Raw genomic sequence first — 13,568 nt, 5'->3', positions numbered from 1 at the left:
CTGTATGCTTATTGCCCGATTTTTGTCACGCAGAACGACAGCGAAGAGATCAAAAGTGATTACGCACGGGTAGTCGTGCCGAGGTACTGCTGTTGTTTGAGGTGTCTCAATAGTACCCGCCCTTCGGGTTTAAACTCCGTGCCATAGCGTACCAGGCCAATACCTTTGAGTTCAGCGTCAATGGCATAACGTAGTTCGCCAGGGATTTCCTGTTCCAGCAGCACAACCGCTATTGTTTTCAGGCGCGGTTCATATTTGAGTAATACGGCCGACAGAGTCCCCATCAGCTCATGCGCCGTACCGGGCATCCCTTGCAGGATTTTGGTCATGTCCGGAAGGCCGTAGTCTGGCAGATGCGCCAGCGTCCCTGCGCGGCAGTTAAGCACGCGCTGCATGTTGTCCAGTACGGACAGGATGACCTGATTTTCTTCACTGACCTGGTGAAGGTCGAGACCACCGGAGAAATTACCCGCGAGCATCTCGTACAGCGAGGGGGATTTGTGAGTCTGAGGCATTATTTATCCTTTATCGGTAACAACGTCAGATGGTTATTCCCTGCCTCAATCACCCGCGCCTTGTCCGGATCGAGTTCTTCACGGTCTATCATCAGCTTCCATGTATTTTTCACCATATCGGGATGGCGGAACAATCCCACCACGGCGACGTATTTCGCCCCCTCTTCCATCGGCATATCGAGCAGTACATCTCCACCAGGTTTAACCACCACATCGCGGGTGGCCAAAAGATCAGCCCCGAGAGCCGTTTCACTGTCTTTCAGCAGTTGCTGGTACACGCTCTTGTCGAAGGTTTTATTATCTTTGAGCTGATAAATTCGCACCACGACCGACTCGGAGAGCGTGTTGTTCTCACGTGCATCGGTGTTCAGGGCTTCGCGAGCGGTAAAATCCAGGTGTAGTACCTTAATCTTCTTGTAAAAAATGGCATTGAAGGCCGATTTAGTGCCATCGGTGACGCCCTGCGTCACCCCACAGCCTGCCAGACTGAATGCCAGCAGCGGCAGTAGACAGCACGTGGTCTTAGTTAAATTTATACGTAACACGTCGGTTTCCTTGTTGTGGTTTCGCAGGCTCCAGCCCGGTGTAATAACCCAGTTCCGTCGTAAAGGTTTGCGGGATATCGTCCAGACATTCATCGTCTTCCACACCCAGCACTCCATTCATCCCAAGCCAGAATGGCCCTTCACCTAACGGCGGTACAGCCAGCAGGCGGGTACGGGTAGTCAGGGTAATTTTTGCCTTGAATCGCCAGCCCAGATAAACCCGCAACATCACCAGAAAATCCTGATACAGCAGACCATCCGGCTTCCAGCCCTGCGCTTCCTGCTTATTATCCGTGGACAGGGCAATCAGCAACTGGCTGTTGGCATCCATCGCTTCGTCACCCAGGGGCGTATTACCGTCCAGTAGAAAATCCTCATTACCGTAAAAGCCCAGAGGCTGATTCACTTCCACCGGCCGAAGACAGTAGGGGCTGACCTGCACGGTGGTATCCGGTGCAAGCAGGCTAATCAGCGACTGCATCCCCTCCTGGGTTTTACCCGGCTGACGCAACACACCCAGTAATGCCAGAAAGCGTGACACCGGAGTGGCAATTTGGTTTGCCGTGCCTGGGATCCCCAGCCCCACCAGACCCAGCAGTGACTGTGAGATACTGTCGGTACCTCCGGGTTCGAAGGCTGCCGGGTAGGAGTATTTACGCCAGATGCGGTAAAACTGGGTCAGGATGCGGTGGCTGAAGATATCCAGAAACCCCTGCAGCGCCTCATGCCCTTCCCGGCGCTGGGTAATGTCATCGAGATAGGCCGTCGGCAACGGGGAATCAACACCGTACATCCCCATAAAGGTCGTGCGGATGAGCGGTGGCCTGCTGTCATCATCCTCGTCATATTCGACAGCCTTCAGTTCACTCGCCGGGAAACCCATCCCCGGATGCGGCGCAAAGCGCACCGGATCATCGGTTGGATGGCTGGTTGAACCCATCAATGGCCTGTCGGGATTGAGTTTCTCCAGCAACTGGCATAAGCGGTAAAAGTTAATACGGTGAAGGTCTGCCTCCAGCCGTGGTGTCAACCGGGAATACGGCGATTGTGTTTCTCTTCCCATTCCAGGCGTTCTCCGGTCGGTTGCAGAATGATAATCAGGCGGTTAAACAGGTAGATGTCTGTGTAGAGTGCAAAGAAGCGGCTCAGCATCTCGCCGAACAGACAGATATCGCCGCGTCCGGCAAAACCATGACTGTCCAGCGTCACTTCAATCTGCACGCCGCGTACCAGGTAGCCCTGTTCAAAGCGCTCGGTTTCGCTGTGCTTCACGTCGATAATGGCTTCCAGACGGCGGCGGTTCATCTCGCTGTCGGTCCACTCATACAGCGCCAGCGTGCCGCGCAGCACATCGGCGTTATCCATCATCGAGAGAAATCCGCTGCCGAGATGGCTGAGTACGCGCCAGTGAAAACGGTCCTGCGCAGGTGGATAACAGGGCAGCGTTGGCGCACAAAGGTTGCGTACCGCAATACTGGCCGACGTGGTTTTCATCACGGTGTCGAGCACGGTACTTTGCAATGCTCTGCGAGGTAGCTGGCCATTGGTTCCGGTAAGCGTCAGCGACAGGCTTTCATCTTCCGGCACCGTGTGGTTATCAAACGCTTCACCGCCGAGGATGAGCCAGGTGTTATGCAGTCCGGACGGGCCGCGGCGCACACGGGTGTGGTAGTAATATTCCGGCGCTTCATGGCGCATCATTCCACCTTTGTGGCGAAAGCTTGAGAACGGCACGTAAGTATGCTGGCTCGATGACATCACCGAATCCACGGCGTAAATCTCGGTATGGCCATCCTGTACGCGCATCGGGCGCAGCATGTACTCCGTCTGCAGTGAATTGAGCGTCAGCGGGTCAGATTCCAGCGGGAACAGATTAATTACCGGCACGCAGTTCAGACGCAGATGCTTTTCGCTAAAGCTGAAGTCATGCTCCCAGCGTTCCGCCAGTACCACGTCGATTTCAAACCAGGGAAGCTCCGTCGGAAAGGCCACGGTCTCCAGCCCACGCAGGCCCGTGAACATGAATTTCTCGCGGAAGGTAAAATATTCCAGCAGCAACTGGTAACCGCTGAAACTGCTGTTGCCCTTCGGCCAGAGGGTATCGTCATCACCAAACCCGAGTGCAGTGAAATGCCCGGCCAGCGGTCTTCTGTCCACATCACCAGGCATGCGCAGCCATATTCTGGCCACATTCATGGTGAACGCTTCATGCATGGCGCAGGCCAGTGGCGCATCAGCATTGAGATAGAAAGGAATATGGCTGAGATCGATACGGCTCCAGTCCGCGAGTTCGCTGCAGTTAAAGCGCAAAGTGACAACAGAGCGTCCATCAGGATCGGTCGACAGACGGGCATGTTCCAGCGACAACGGCTGAAGGCCGATCTCTTTGGTGGTGGTATACCGGCAACGTGTGCCTTTTTCCCCAATTGGCCGGGAAAGGACTTCGAATCCTTTGACGATACGCATCTGCTCTTTCATTTCACGCCAGTCGGGGCTGAACTCCACCACGGACATAGACGGAATGGTGCGCAGGTAGTGCGGCCACAGCAGACTGACCAGCCCTTCGGTCAGTTCCGGCAGGTCATCGTCGAGCTTTTCACGTAAACGCCCCATCAGGAAGGCAAAGCCTTCAAACAGACGTTCCACGTACGGGTCACGCGCACCCGCTTTATCAAGATTGAGCATTGCCGCCTGCTCAGGATGAGCACGGGCAAATTCTTCGCCGGCTTCCAGCAGGTAGCGCATTTCAGCGTCGTAATAACGCAGGGTTAAATCTTCCATAGTTTTTATAATCTTTCATTGAATCATCAGGCGCAGAGAACGACTGCACGGGCGGGATCTAAAGCAACCAATCCGGAAAGCAGCAAATCCATTTCGACCTGCAGGCGCGTTTTATCCACGTCACTGCGACCGGCTTTAGCGCGCAGCAGCTTGAGTCTGCGGGCTTTGACTTCAAACATTAGTTCCGGCGTCCACTGTTCGAGGGTCAGTTGCTTTGCATCGCTATCAAGTTCGCGCAGCAGATGCAGCGCCATTTCGTTTTTACCGTACTGTTCGCTTACCCGAGCCATCAGCAGTCGCATCAGCCACCGATCCCGGGAAGAGGTGTATCCCGGCTGGACGAGAAGCCAGTTAAGCGCAGCTTCAATACCTTCACTGTCCGCTTTCGCCAGCACTTCAGACTCCAGCGTCAGCACATCATCACTGTCAGCGGATACGGCTGATACCGGCTTATCATTCCATCCTGACATGTCATCAAGCACACTTTCGTTTATCCAGTTCATGGTGACTTCATCAGCGAAAGGTGTGCCGTCACTGAAAGCGAGTGCTTCCAGCCCCGGCAGACGCGCCAGCAAACCTTTAATGTCACGGCAGAGAATATCGGCACGCACGCTGTCATTATCCAGTTTCACCAGCGCCTGCCAGGCATACCACTGCACATCCAGCCACAAGTGATTGACGCCCTGAGCCAGCAACGTGTCCGTATGTTCCAGCAATTCAGACCAGCTTTTCTGCAGATACAGACGTTTGAGGTGCGCCTTGTTATCGGGTTTAGGCGGGACCAGACGAGTGCGCCCGGAGGCATCCAGCGGCGGAAGTTCAGTTAGCGTATCCCAGCGAACGCTTTTCAGCAGATGATGTCCGGCCAGCCACCCTCCCGGCAGGGAGCGCAGGTATTTCGCCAGCACCTTAGCCTGATCGAGTAAATCACGTCCCGACGTGACAGCATTCATCACTGGCGCAGAAGAGTCTGACACCGTTATTGCCCCCTCTTCCCGACTGGTCTGTGGCACCAGACTGTTGGCACCGCCGTTCTGTACCAGACGATTGTCCAGAGCCTGATACAACCCCCCAAGCTCCGGACGGGCATCTTCATCAAACAGTTGAAAAGACTGTTCCGCCAGAAGCAGCCCGCCTGTAATGCGCTGCATAACAGACATGTCCACTTCCGGGTATAAAGACAGGCTGTCAGTCACGCGACTGCTGCCAAGCCACTCCAGGGCAGTTTTACGGCTCCTTTCACGACGTGGATGCAGCCTGGAACCGAACCGCTCAAGCATTGCCGCCAGAAGTTCAATCCCCTGTGCAAAACCGGATTCACCGTCCTGATGCAGGCGCGCCCAGACATAAAAGGTGATAACGCGCAGATCTTTGCAGGTGCCGGTCAGCAACTTTTCCGTCAACTCGCAAATCAGTCCCGTATCAATACCGGAAAGTTTGTTGACCTCTTCGCGAATGCGCTGAAAATCGTCGTCATAGCCTGGATCTTCGCCGGTTGGCTCATTGTCGCTAATCGGCTCCAGCCAGCGCGCCCACTGAGTGCTGTGTGACCGCGCACTTGTCAGCAAAGTCTGCTCATCAGCACCGCAGGCGTGAAGTACGCTTTGTAATGTCGCCATTATTCCATTCCCTCCATGGCTGAATTCCCGGCTCTGTCCAGAGTCTGCGAGGTCGCAGAGGCATCCACACTGAATATCTGCTCCGGCAGACTGAAGTTACGCAACGTCAGCAGTGCCAGCGGTCCGTTTCCGAGTTGTGAGCGCAGCACCCACTGCAGCGTTCTTCCGTCTGGCGCGGTAAAGCTCAGCATCCACTGGCTGCGATCAAGCTGCTGGCGTTTACCCTGCTCCAGCCAGCGAATAAAGCCCCAGGTGCCGCCGTAATCCCCGAACAGCCGCGCACCGGCGCTGGTCGACGTCCAGGTCAGCATCGTTCCCGGCTTCCAGGTTTCGCCCGGCCAGCGGAAAGACTGCCAGTCGGCCATCTGGTTAAAGTAATGCAACTTCTGTCCGTCAATCGTTAACTGGGTTTCCACCACCTGCGCTGCCGGGCGGGCCTGTAGCTCAAAACTTATCCCCTGGCTGCCGTCAGTAAACAGAATGTCCGACAGTTGACTCAGTTGATTCACCGCCCGCAGAAAAGCCGGATTAAATATCAGCCCCTGGCTGTGTGCAGTGTCCGGTACCCACTGACTCCCCTCTTTGTGCAGTACGCCATTGAGCTCGGTGGTCAGGAACCGGTCGATACGACCACTGTCTTTACGGATAAACTCGGCCAGCATCGGCAGGGAAGCGTCACTCTTGCTCGCCGCAAACGGGAAACGCCCCTCAAAGGCCGTGTGCCAGTTCGCCACCACCGAGCGGTTCCAGCGGTCATTCAGACTGGCGGCTGACGGTTGCAACACCGTCTCCCAGGCCTGAGTCAGCGGCTGAACAAACATCGTGTTGCCGAAACCACTCCACTCCTCCCCGAGGCTTGCCGCCACCAGGCTGCCGTACTGTTGCGTGTCGGTCAGGTCCACACTCTTGCCCTGGAAAACCGTCTGCGCAAGCGTCTGCATCATCTCCTGCGGATCAGATGCACTCGCCACCTGCTGTAGACGCAAACGTACACGTGTAATACGGGTCAGATAAGTTTGCAGGCTCAGCGTGTTGTCAGCAGACATCACATTGCTGGCTTTGTTTTTTCCCATCAGTGTCAGTAAAGGTCCGAAGGTGTCATCCAGCGGTCCCTGCGGGCCTGTGGCCGACTGGTCAATCACCGGTTTATCCTTCCCGGCGACCAGGTCTTTGGCCGACTTAATAATGGAGTCAGAAAGGCCCTCCGTCTGTTGCCCGGCCTGTCCCTGCCAGGCGATGGTGTTCATCAGGGCAATCAGCGGCGACTGACGCACATCGCTCATCAGCGTCAGCTGGTCGGTCACATCGGCGATGTTGTGCGCCGGGTTAAGTCGCAGGCTGTTGAGGAAGTTGAGCCAGCTTCCGGCAAAATCAATGAAATAGCGCTGGGTCAGACGCGCTTTCAGCGCTTCCGGGGATAGCTCCGCAGACACTGCCTTGTGGTTGTCACTCAGCACCCAGTCTATTTCATCCCGGCGAGTGTTGGCCGCATTCTCAATGGCCTGCTCAATACCGCCTTCCCATGCCTGACGGGTGAACATCCCTGGAACCACCTCATCGGTGGTAAACAGACGTCGGGCATCGGTACCATTGGTCATGTCTTCCAGTGAGACATCCGCAAAGTTGCGCCGTACCGATTTGAGCATATTTTCATACAGCGTCCCTTCTGCATTGCGTCGGCCAATCTGCTGCAACAGCACCTGACGGCTCTGACTGACCAGAGAAGCATCCGGTGTGATTTTCCACTGCGGCTGATTGGGCAGTTCGGAAATGTAGAACGCCCACAGGTCTGGCGACAGGCTCTGCCACAGGCCCGTTGAAATGCCCCTGTGCGTCGGCTGTACGGTTTTCATGGTCTGCGCGTAAAACTCGCCATCGGCTTTATCAGGACGGGCCATCATCAGCCAGGCTTTAAGCTGGTCATAGCCCGGTTTCGCCAGTTGCGCACGCCTGTCGCTGTTGGGGACGGAATTTGCCAGCACGGTGAGCGTCTGCATCAGGGAGATATTCGCCGGATCACGGATCAGGTGATTGTTCGCGACGCCATACCACGGGAGCATCGCATTAAGTAGCTGCTGATTATGGTCAAGACCAAAGCGCTGATACCAGGGGGCCCCCTCCTGAACATGGTGTTGCAAACGACCCGCGTCGTTTCGCAGTTCATGTAATGCCGTCAGCTGAAAATCAGAAACGGAAGGATGTTCCACCAGGTTGCGGGCTTTTCCCGCAACAGATGAAATCTGTCCATAGTTCATGGCAAAGGAGAGTATCAGCCCCACCATCCAGACACCGATGATGGTCATCAGCGTCCAGGCGAGCGTCTGCTCCCAGGGCAGCCCGACACGGCGGCCGCGCACGCGGGTACAGTCGCCAACGACGCCATCCCAGGTCACCGGCAGGGTCAGAGCATGACGCCGCGATCCAGGGATATTATTCTCAACATCAGCGTAAGCAACGACGTTTTCAGGCGATGGACTTCCCGTCAGGCTGAACATCAGGCCACGCAGCGGAATACGTTGCTGGGAGGCTGACAACCATGGCGTCAACTGCTGAGCCCAGCGGCTGATACCGCCCTCTTTCAGGTGCTGACCCAGACGTAACAGAAAGTCGTGACGGTTATTCTCAATGACCTGACTGACACCCTGCGCCCGCAACTCCGGTAGCATTCGCTCAAGCTGGCGGGTAATATCCTCTTCTTTGGCACGCAGCGGGAAGCTTGCCCCGACAGCCTGCTCAGGGCGCTTCGTCTGCGACCAGTCGCTGTCGCACAGTTTCCACAGCCAGACCGGGGCGCAATAGCGCAACAGTTCACTGATTTTCTCCAGCCCCCGCAGGTCGCTGTCGCTGATTTGCGGCGTGAGCGTCTGCCCTTCCGCAATGACCCGGACAATCCCATCCAGCGGGCGACCACGACGCAGTTTGCGCAGCGCGGCGTATTTTTCCTTATCGGGCTCAGCAGTCAGACTGCCGCCGTAAATCAGAACAGTGCGGTTGCCTTCAAGCCACTGCTGGCTTTGCAGGCCGGGGAGCAGTTGATCGATAGCGGTTTCGTCGCCGGTGATTAAGAGGAGGCGAACATTGCGGCGCCAGAAAAGGCCGTAGCGGCGGCGGAGGTGATCTTTTATCGGATTTTTTGTTCTGTCTTTTTTCCTCGTACTACGTGAATCAAATACAGTAGCCTTATCAACTCTACTGGTCTGAATGCGCAAACCTCTTTGGTAGGACCAAACACCGAAGTTCATCAACATCAGAAACACGGAGAATAAAAACATACATAAAAACCAGAGATTTACCTTTTCTTTTGTAGAACTCCATCCAAAGGTGTCCCCATAGTAATAACACCCAAAAAAAGTAAGTAAACCAAAGAGAATGAGGCATGAGACAAGCCCAATTACTCTCCATTTTGCTGAGGTTCTCAATTTATTGCACCCTGCTATTATCAAACGGCTTAATGACATTAAAAACGTAATCATTGCCAACGCTGGTGATCATCAATACTGGCGCCCTAGTCTTCTCAGAAATAAACAGGGACAGAGGAAATACCAACCAAAAATGCTCATTGCCTAATTGACCCAGCACTAGATTCAAGTTTTGAGTTTCATACTCCCACTCAACATTCATGGATAATTTCGAAGTTCGCAATACATCTGAAACATCTAAAATATCATCCTCACTCATGTTACTAAAAAACACTTTTGAGGTTTGAAGAACATCTGACTGGTAAGCAATCATATGAAGAAACTCCTGTTTGGTCAGCGCCTTCCCGCACGCCATTGCACGCAAAGCAATACCACTATTTGTGTTACCAGGAAGCTCTTCTTTATTAGTGACCAACAGAATTGAAGCAAATTCTGTTAGTTCAGAATCATATTTCTCTACGCTTTCAACGTTGGCAGAAATAATAATGGTCACCAGCTTATTTTCCATGCTGGATAACCTATTAAATTCTTGTTCTACAGTGTCATTCAAATAATAATGTCTATTCAGACACTTTTGAGGGAAACCGATTTCGACCCAACACTCTTTAAACGTGGGGAAAGTGATATTGCTACTACCATAGGTAAACATGACATCGAAAACACATGTTTTCGCAAGGTCCATCACTGTCGCTCTGACAGACGCTAAAAGTTCGCAAATCAACTGTTCTTCAGTGAAGGCTTCTCCATTATGGCCTCGCAACTCCAGTCGCTGTTTATTGTAAATATCAACAGATTTACCGGAAGCCAGATCTGATTGAGAAATATCTGGAGGGATAAACAATTTATAAGCAGATACAAAAATCTTCTTGCTGGCCCATTCAGTCCATTCTTGCTTTGCAATTACAGATTCCTGTTCATAAGCCTCAAATGCCGACAAGCACATTCCATAATAATAAACCCGAATGGCAAGGGCGACAAAAAATGCAAACATCCCCGAAAAGAATAATGGAAGTGACAATGGTAAAATATTTTTTCCTTCAGTGGGAACGGCTGACCTAGCAATAACCACAGCCATTACCATAATAAATAAAATACATAAAAACGAAAAAAACCATCTTTTCCACTTTATCTTCAGGACACTTTCCCTTGGTGGAATTATTTGCACCGGCCAACTCATATTCAACTCCATTATTAAATCTGGTGTACTTTCCTTATGCTAAAGAAGTTGCCTTTCGCTAATCCTGACTTTGTATTCTGTTTTTTATATCAGTATATAAAGGAAGGCTTTCACTGCGGTTATTCAGTACATATCGGTCAAATACCCCACTTTGATAAAATAAGTGTTGTGCTATAAGTACATCAAGACCAAACTCAATAGCCTCGTTATCAACTGAAGCAAAATGTGAATAAAAATAATGTAGAGCAGGATGCAACAACCTTGCGGCTTGTTGTTCACTAAGTCTTTCCACAGCTTGTAATTTACGATACTGTCGCAATATATTATTGATAACTAAAATATTACTCATGTCTGCTAAGTTTAATGCTGTTAAGCCCAGTGAATAGTTTAATTTTTTTAAGCCTTCCCCATCTCCGCTCACTATTTGTGCTGTACCATCTCCATTAATATAGCACCAAACGTTAATGTTGCTTAATAACTGTTGTCTTTGCCAATCATCAAGAACAGGCAACAACAGTCCCAAAACTGATGGATCAAAATATCGAATTAATACATCACCGCCTGATTGAACAGGTTGTACCGCAGACCGGGAGATGTTTTCAGAAAGTTGCTCTTTGGTTAATTGTGTCGAGATCCATGCGCAAATACTTCGCCCTTCCCCTGCATTAATTCGTTCAGCATTCAGTTCATGTAGTGCCTGCTGAATACTATTATTAAATAATTCTACATCCCCGGCCTTTTGAGCATCGAGAGGAACAATATATAAAAATAACGCGTCCTGAAGTTCATCATGACACATTGTAACTGGGTAGAGTTCACGGTCTTTGAGGAGGGATAGCAAAGCGCTATCTGACTGATATTTTATTAAAGTAAAATCAATTAAAAGATAACAAAATCCATTTCTTTCAAAAACATCATTTAAAATCTTCATTTCATCATAATACTTATTATTCATACCCTCACCTACCATACAGCCTCAAAATTTATTTTAGAATTAGCAGATTACTATTTCCGTAAATAGCAACATTATGTAATCTTCCCCCATCAAGAACTTATACTAATTATCACAACAGAAGATGAATCAGAGAATTCATCACTCTTACGTAGCTTTAGTGACTGAAAATTATACCCCATGGATAAGCATTCAAGTCAGAACCTTCCCAAGAAATTTGATCTATACGAAAATTATTATCCTTGTTGTTTTTTTGCATTTTAATTTTCAATATCAAAGGATGTCCATCTGTCACGACCGTCACTACTGATTTCAATTTATTATTCTCTAATAATGTAATTTTATATTCCGGCCCGAATTTAAACGGGAGTGCATTCAGTTTACTACCAGCGTACATAACATCATCAAATTGCAATCCATGATCCATCTCAAAATCAGATCGCTCTTTCTGAGTTAATTCCCTCTCCCCCCAGAACTTAGCGCCAGATAATATTGACGCATCATTTTTAAGATTCAAAATTCCTTTAAATGAGTAAGTTGTTGCAATGTTTTGGAAAAATTTTGATTTTGTATCGGGAGTAAGAAGTTGCCATGTTTCATAGAAATCATTTCTCTTCCATGCTTCGACAAAATTTTTTGCAACAACCAAAGGTTCTTCTGATTGGACTCGCTGAGAATAGATCCGCCGTGCAGAAGCCTCTGATATTGTAGGCCAAATAACTGTGAGTGAAAGTATCATAATCACTAATCTGACCATATGTCTGGTGGCATAAATCATAAATAACCCCATGTCTGCATTACGTTTAATTAGGTGCATATCGTCGTGTCAATGACATCAAAATATTCCCGAAAACATGCGCTGTGGAAAGATTTCAAACAACTGCTGATTTTTTCCAGAGAGCCGTAAGGGGATAATGCCGGGGACGTGGCAGCTCGCGTGTTCACGGCCTGCCGTTCATCACCTCGATTTCCTGCTTGGTACGTAAGTCGGATAAACTCTCAGGCCTAACAAATCGTGAGCATATCTGCTTTTGTTTTGTCGAATTCATTGCACATCCTTTATTGCTGATTGCAGCTCTTTATTCTGATCAGCCAAAATTTCGGTCTCTAATTTACTGGCATTTTCCTGTAACCCTTTCACGACGTTAGTCAGAGATTTCTGATAATACCCTTCCAGCTTTTTCAGGCTTCCGGCCTGCTGCATTATCATCCTGCCTGTTAACGTTATCAGTAATAAAACCAATTCTCCCCTGAATAAATAAACTTTCCACTGGGGCAGGCTGGTTTATTCTTATCACCAGGATCATACCACTTACCTTTTTTCATCAATTGTTGCTCTCGCTCTTTTGTTATTTTATTGAGATTAACTGTTGCGACATTTTTCATTCCCAGCAGGTGGAGTATATCCTCTGTTAATTTACATCGTGTTGAAGCGCAGGCTTTGTAAGCAGAAAACGCTATCAATCCGGCAATTGATAGATTTACACCTAATGCCATGACAAAAAGCCAGAAATAAGTCGTGAGAAAATCCTATCCACTCTTCCAGTCACCATCGATAATTGTATGAATGACTCCTACAGATACCAACATAAACAATAATATTGCAGTAAGAATAAACATATTCTTAATACGCCACAGCATGTGAGCTATATGTCCCATATCACATTTGGGGCATATTGACACGATACGTTCTTCCGGCAGTGCAATAGCGTAAACCTCATAGTGGTCATGCTGCCACTCTGCAATCATGTCCACATTGTCTCCAGCCTTAAGACCGGTTGTTCCCACCCAGCCCCGAAAGGGTTTGCCGTTAATTGTGCCTTGAACATATTCAGCCGTGTCATTTGATGATTCACTCTCGACCATAATTACCGTCCCAACGCAAGGACTCCCTGCTGCAGCTGCACCACGCTGCCCATCGGATATATCCGGCAGACTGCTGGTCCGATATGCTTCCACATCAAAAAACTCTCTGAACCTCTCGTAACTGAAGGATTCCTGCCTTCCACTAATTTTTTCCAGTGGGCCATAAGGGGGGTAATACCGGTGGCGGTGGCAATTCGCATGTCCATGGCCTGCCATTCATCACCTCTATTTCCTGTTTGGTCCGCAAATCGTCCAGCTTTTCTGGATCAACAAACCGTGAATATACCTGTTTTTGTTATCATGAGATATTCTTTATTACCTATTGCCTATTGCCTATTGCCTATTGCCTATTGCCTATTGCCTATTGCCTATTGCCTATTGCCTATTGTCGCTTCCAGCGCTCTATTCTGCACTCCATAGTATGTTTAAAGGTGATGTTTAGTAATAGAACCAATATTCTGCTGAATAAAGAACTTTTCCACTCGGGCATGCAGGCCTATTCTTATCACCAGGGTCATGCCACTTACCTTTATCTTTCAACTGCTGCTCTCTTTTTTTCGTTATTTTATTGAGATTAATTTTTGATACATTTTCCAACCCCAGCAATTGACATATTTCCTCAGTCAGCTTACAACGGGTTGGTGCACATGCTTTGTATGCAGAATATGCGATCAAACCTGAAACGCCCCCCCCC

Annotated in this window: 12 protein-coding genes and 1 pseudogene; all 13 read right to left on the bottom strand. The window is 49.8% G+C overall.

Annotated elements, in window-relative coordinates; genetic code table 11:
• Positions 1–59: 59 nt before the first annotated feature.
• On the bottom strand, positions 60–515 hold the full coding sequence (tssE, locus tag AACS05_RS08475) for a type VI secretion system baseplate subunit TssE (RefSeq protein WP_045441470.1): 456 nt from the start codon (positions 513–515) through the stop codon (positions 60–62).
• Positions 515–1,060 (bottom strand): type VI secretion system lipoprotein TssJ, encoded by a 546-nt coding sequence (gene tssJ, locus AACS05_RS08470; RefSeq protein ID WP_045449551.1) that lies wholly within the window; start codon positions 1,058–1,060, stop codon positions 515–517. The genes tssE and tssJ overlap by 1 nt, the downstream gene beginning before the upstream one ends.
• A complete protein-coding gene (tssG, locus tag AACS05_RS08465; protein ID WP_045441469.1) occupies positions 1,038–2,123 on the bottom strand; it encodes a type VI secretion system baseplate subunit TssG in 1,086 nt (361 codons plus the stop codon). The genes tssJ and tssG overlap by 23 nt, the downstream gene beginning before the upstream one ends.
• A complete protein-coding gene (tssF, locus tag AACS05_RS08460) occupies positions 2,087–3,841 on the bottom strand; it encodes a type VI secretion system baseplate subunit TssF (RefSeq protein ID WP_045441467.1) in 1,755 nt (584 codons plus the stop codon). The genes tssG and tssF overlap by 37 nt, the downstream gene beginning before the upstream one ends.
• 26 nt (positions 3,842–3,867) lie before the next feature.
• Positions 3,868–5,460, bottom strand: a complete 1,593-nt coding sequence (gene tssA / locus AACS05_RS08455; protein WP_045441465.1) for a type VI secretion system protein TssA — start codon at positions 5,458–5,460, stop codon at positions 3,868–3,870.
• Positions 5,460–8,918: an ImcF-related family protein gene (locus AACS05_RS08450; protein ID WP_081918231.1), complete on the bottom strand. Its 3,459-nt coding sequence runs from the start codon at positions 8,916–8,918 to the stop codon at positions 5,460–5,462. The genes tssA and AACS05_RS08450 overlap by 1 nt, the downstream gene beginning before the upstream one ends.
• Positions 8,881–10,056, bottom strand: a complete 1,176-nt coding sequence (locus AACS05_RS08445) for a hypothetical protein (RefSeq protein WP_045441461.1) — start codon at positions 10,054–10,056, stop codon at positions 8,881–8,883. Before AACS05_RS08445 ends, AACS05_RS08450 begins: the two co-directional genes overlap by 38 nt.
• A 58-nt stretch (positions 10,057–10,114) precedes the next feature.
• Positions 10,115–11,011, bottom strand: a complete 897-nt coding sequence (locus AACS05_RS08440; protein ID WP_045441459.1) for a DUF4123 domain-containing protein — start codon at positions 11,009–11,011, stop codon at positions 10,115–10,117.
• 154 nt (positions 11,012–11,165) lie between these two features.
• Complete coding sequence (locus tag AACS05_RS08435) at positions 11,166–11,786, bottom strand: hypothetical protein (protein WP_045441457.1); 621 nt, start codon at positions 11,784–11,786, stop codon at positions 11,166–11,168.
• Between the two features lie 267 nt (positions 11,787–12,053).
• Positions 12,054–12,212, bottom strand: a complete 159-nt coding sequence (locus AACS05_RS08430; protein ID WP_190284555.1) for a hypothetical protein — start codon at positions 12,210–12,212, stop codon at positions 12,054–12,056.
• A gap of 23 nt (positions 12,213–12,235) precedes the next feature.
• Complete coding sequence (locus AACS05_RS08425; RefSeq protein ID WP_045441455.1) at positions 12,236–12,505, bottom strand: hypothetical protein; 270 nt, start codon at positions 12,503–12,505, stop codon at positions 12,236–12,238.
• Between the two features lie 33 nt (positions 12,506–12,538).
• On the bottom strand, positions 12,539–13,090 hold the full coding sequence (locus AACS05_RS08420; RefSeq protein ID WP_190284554.1) for a putative type VI secretion system effector: 552 nt from the start codon (positions 13,088–13,090) through the stop codon (positions 12,539–12,541).
• A 222-nt stretch (positions 13,091–13,312) separates the two neighbouring features.
• Positions 13,313–13,568: pseudogene (locus AACS05_RS08415) on the bottom strand (hypothetical protein); the annotation flags it as partial.

The sequence above is a fragment of the Citrobacter sp. S-77 genome, assembly GCF_963864895.1.
In the GTDB taxonomy this organism is placed as follows: Bacteria; Pseudomonadota; Gammaproteobacteria; order Enterobacterales; family Enterobacteriaceae; genus Citrobacter; species Citrobacter murliniae.
Note: the sequence above shows the minus strand (reverse complement) of the source record. Positions and strands in the feature narration are given on the sequence as shown.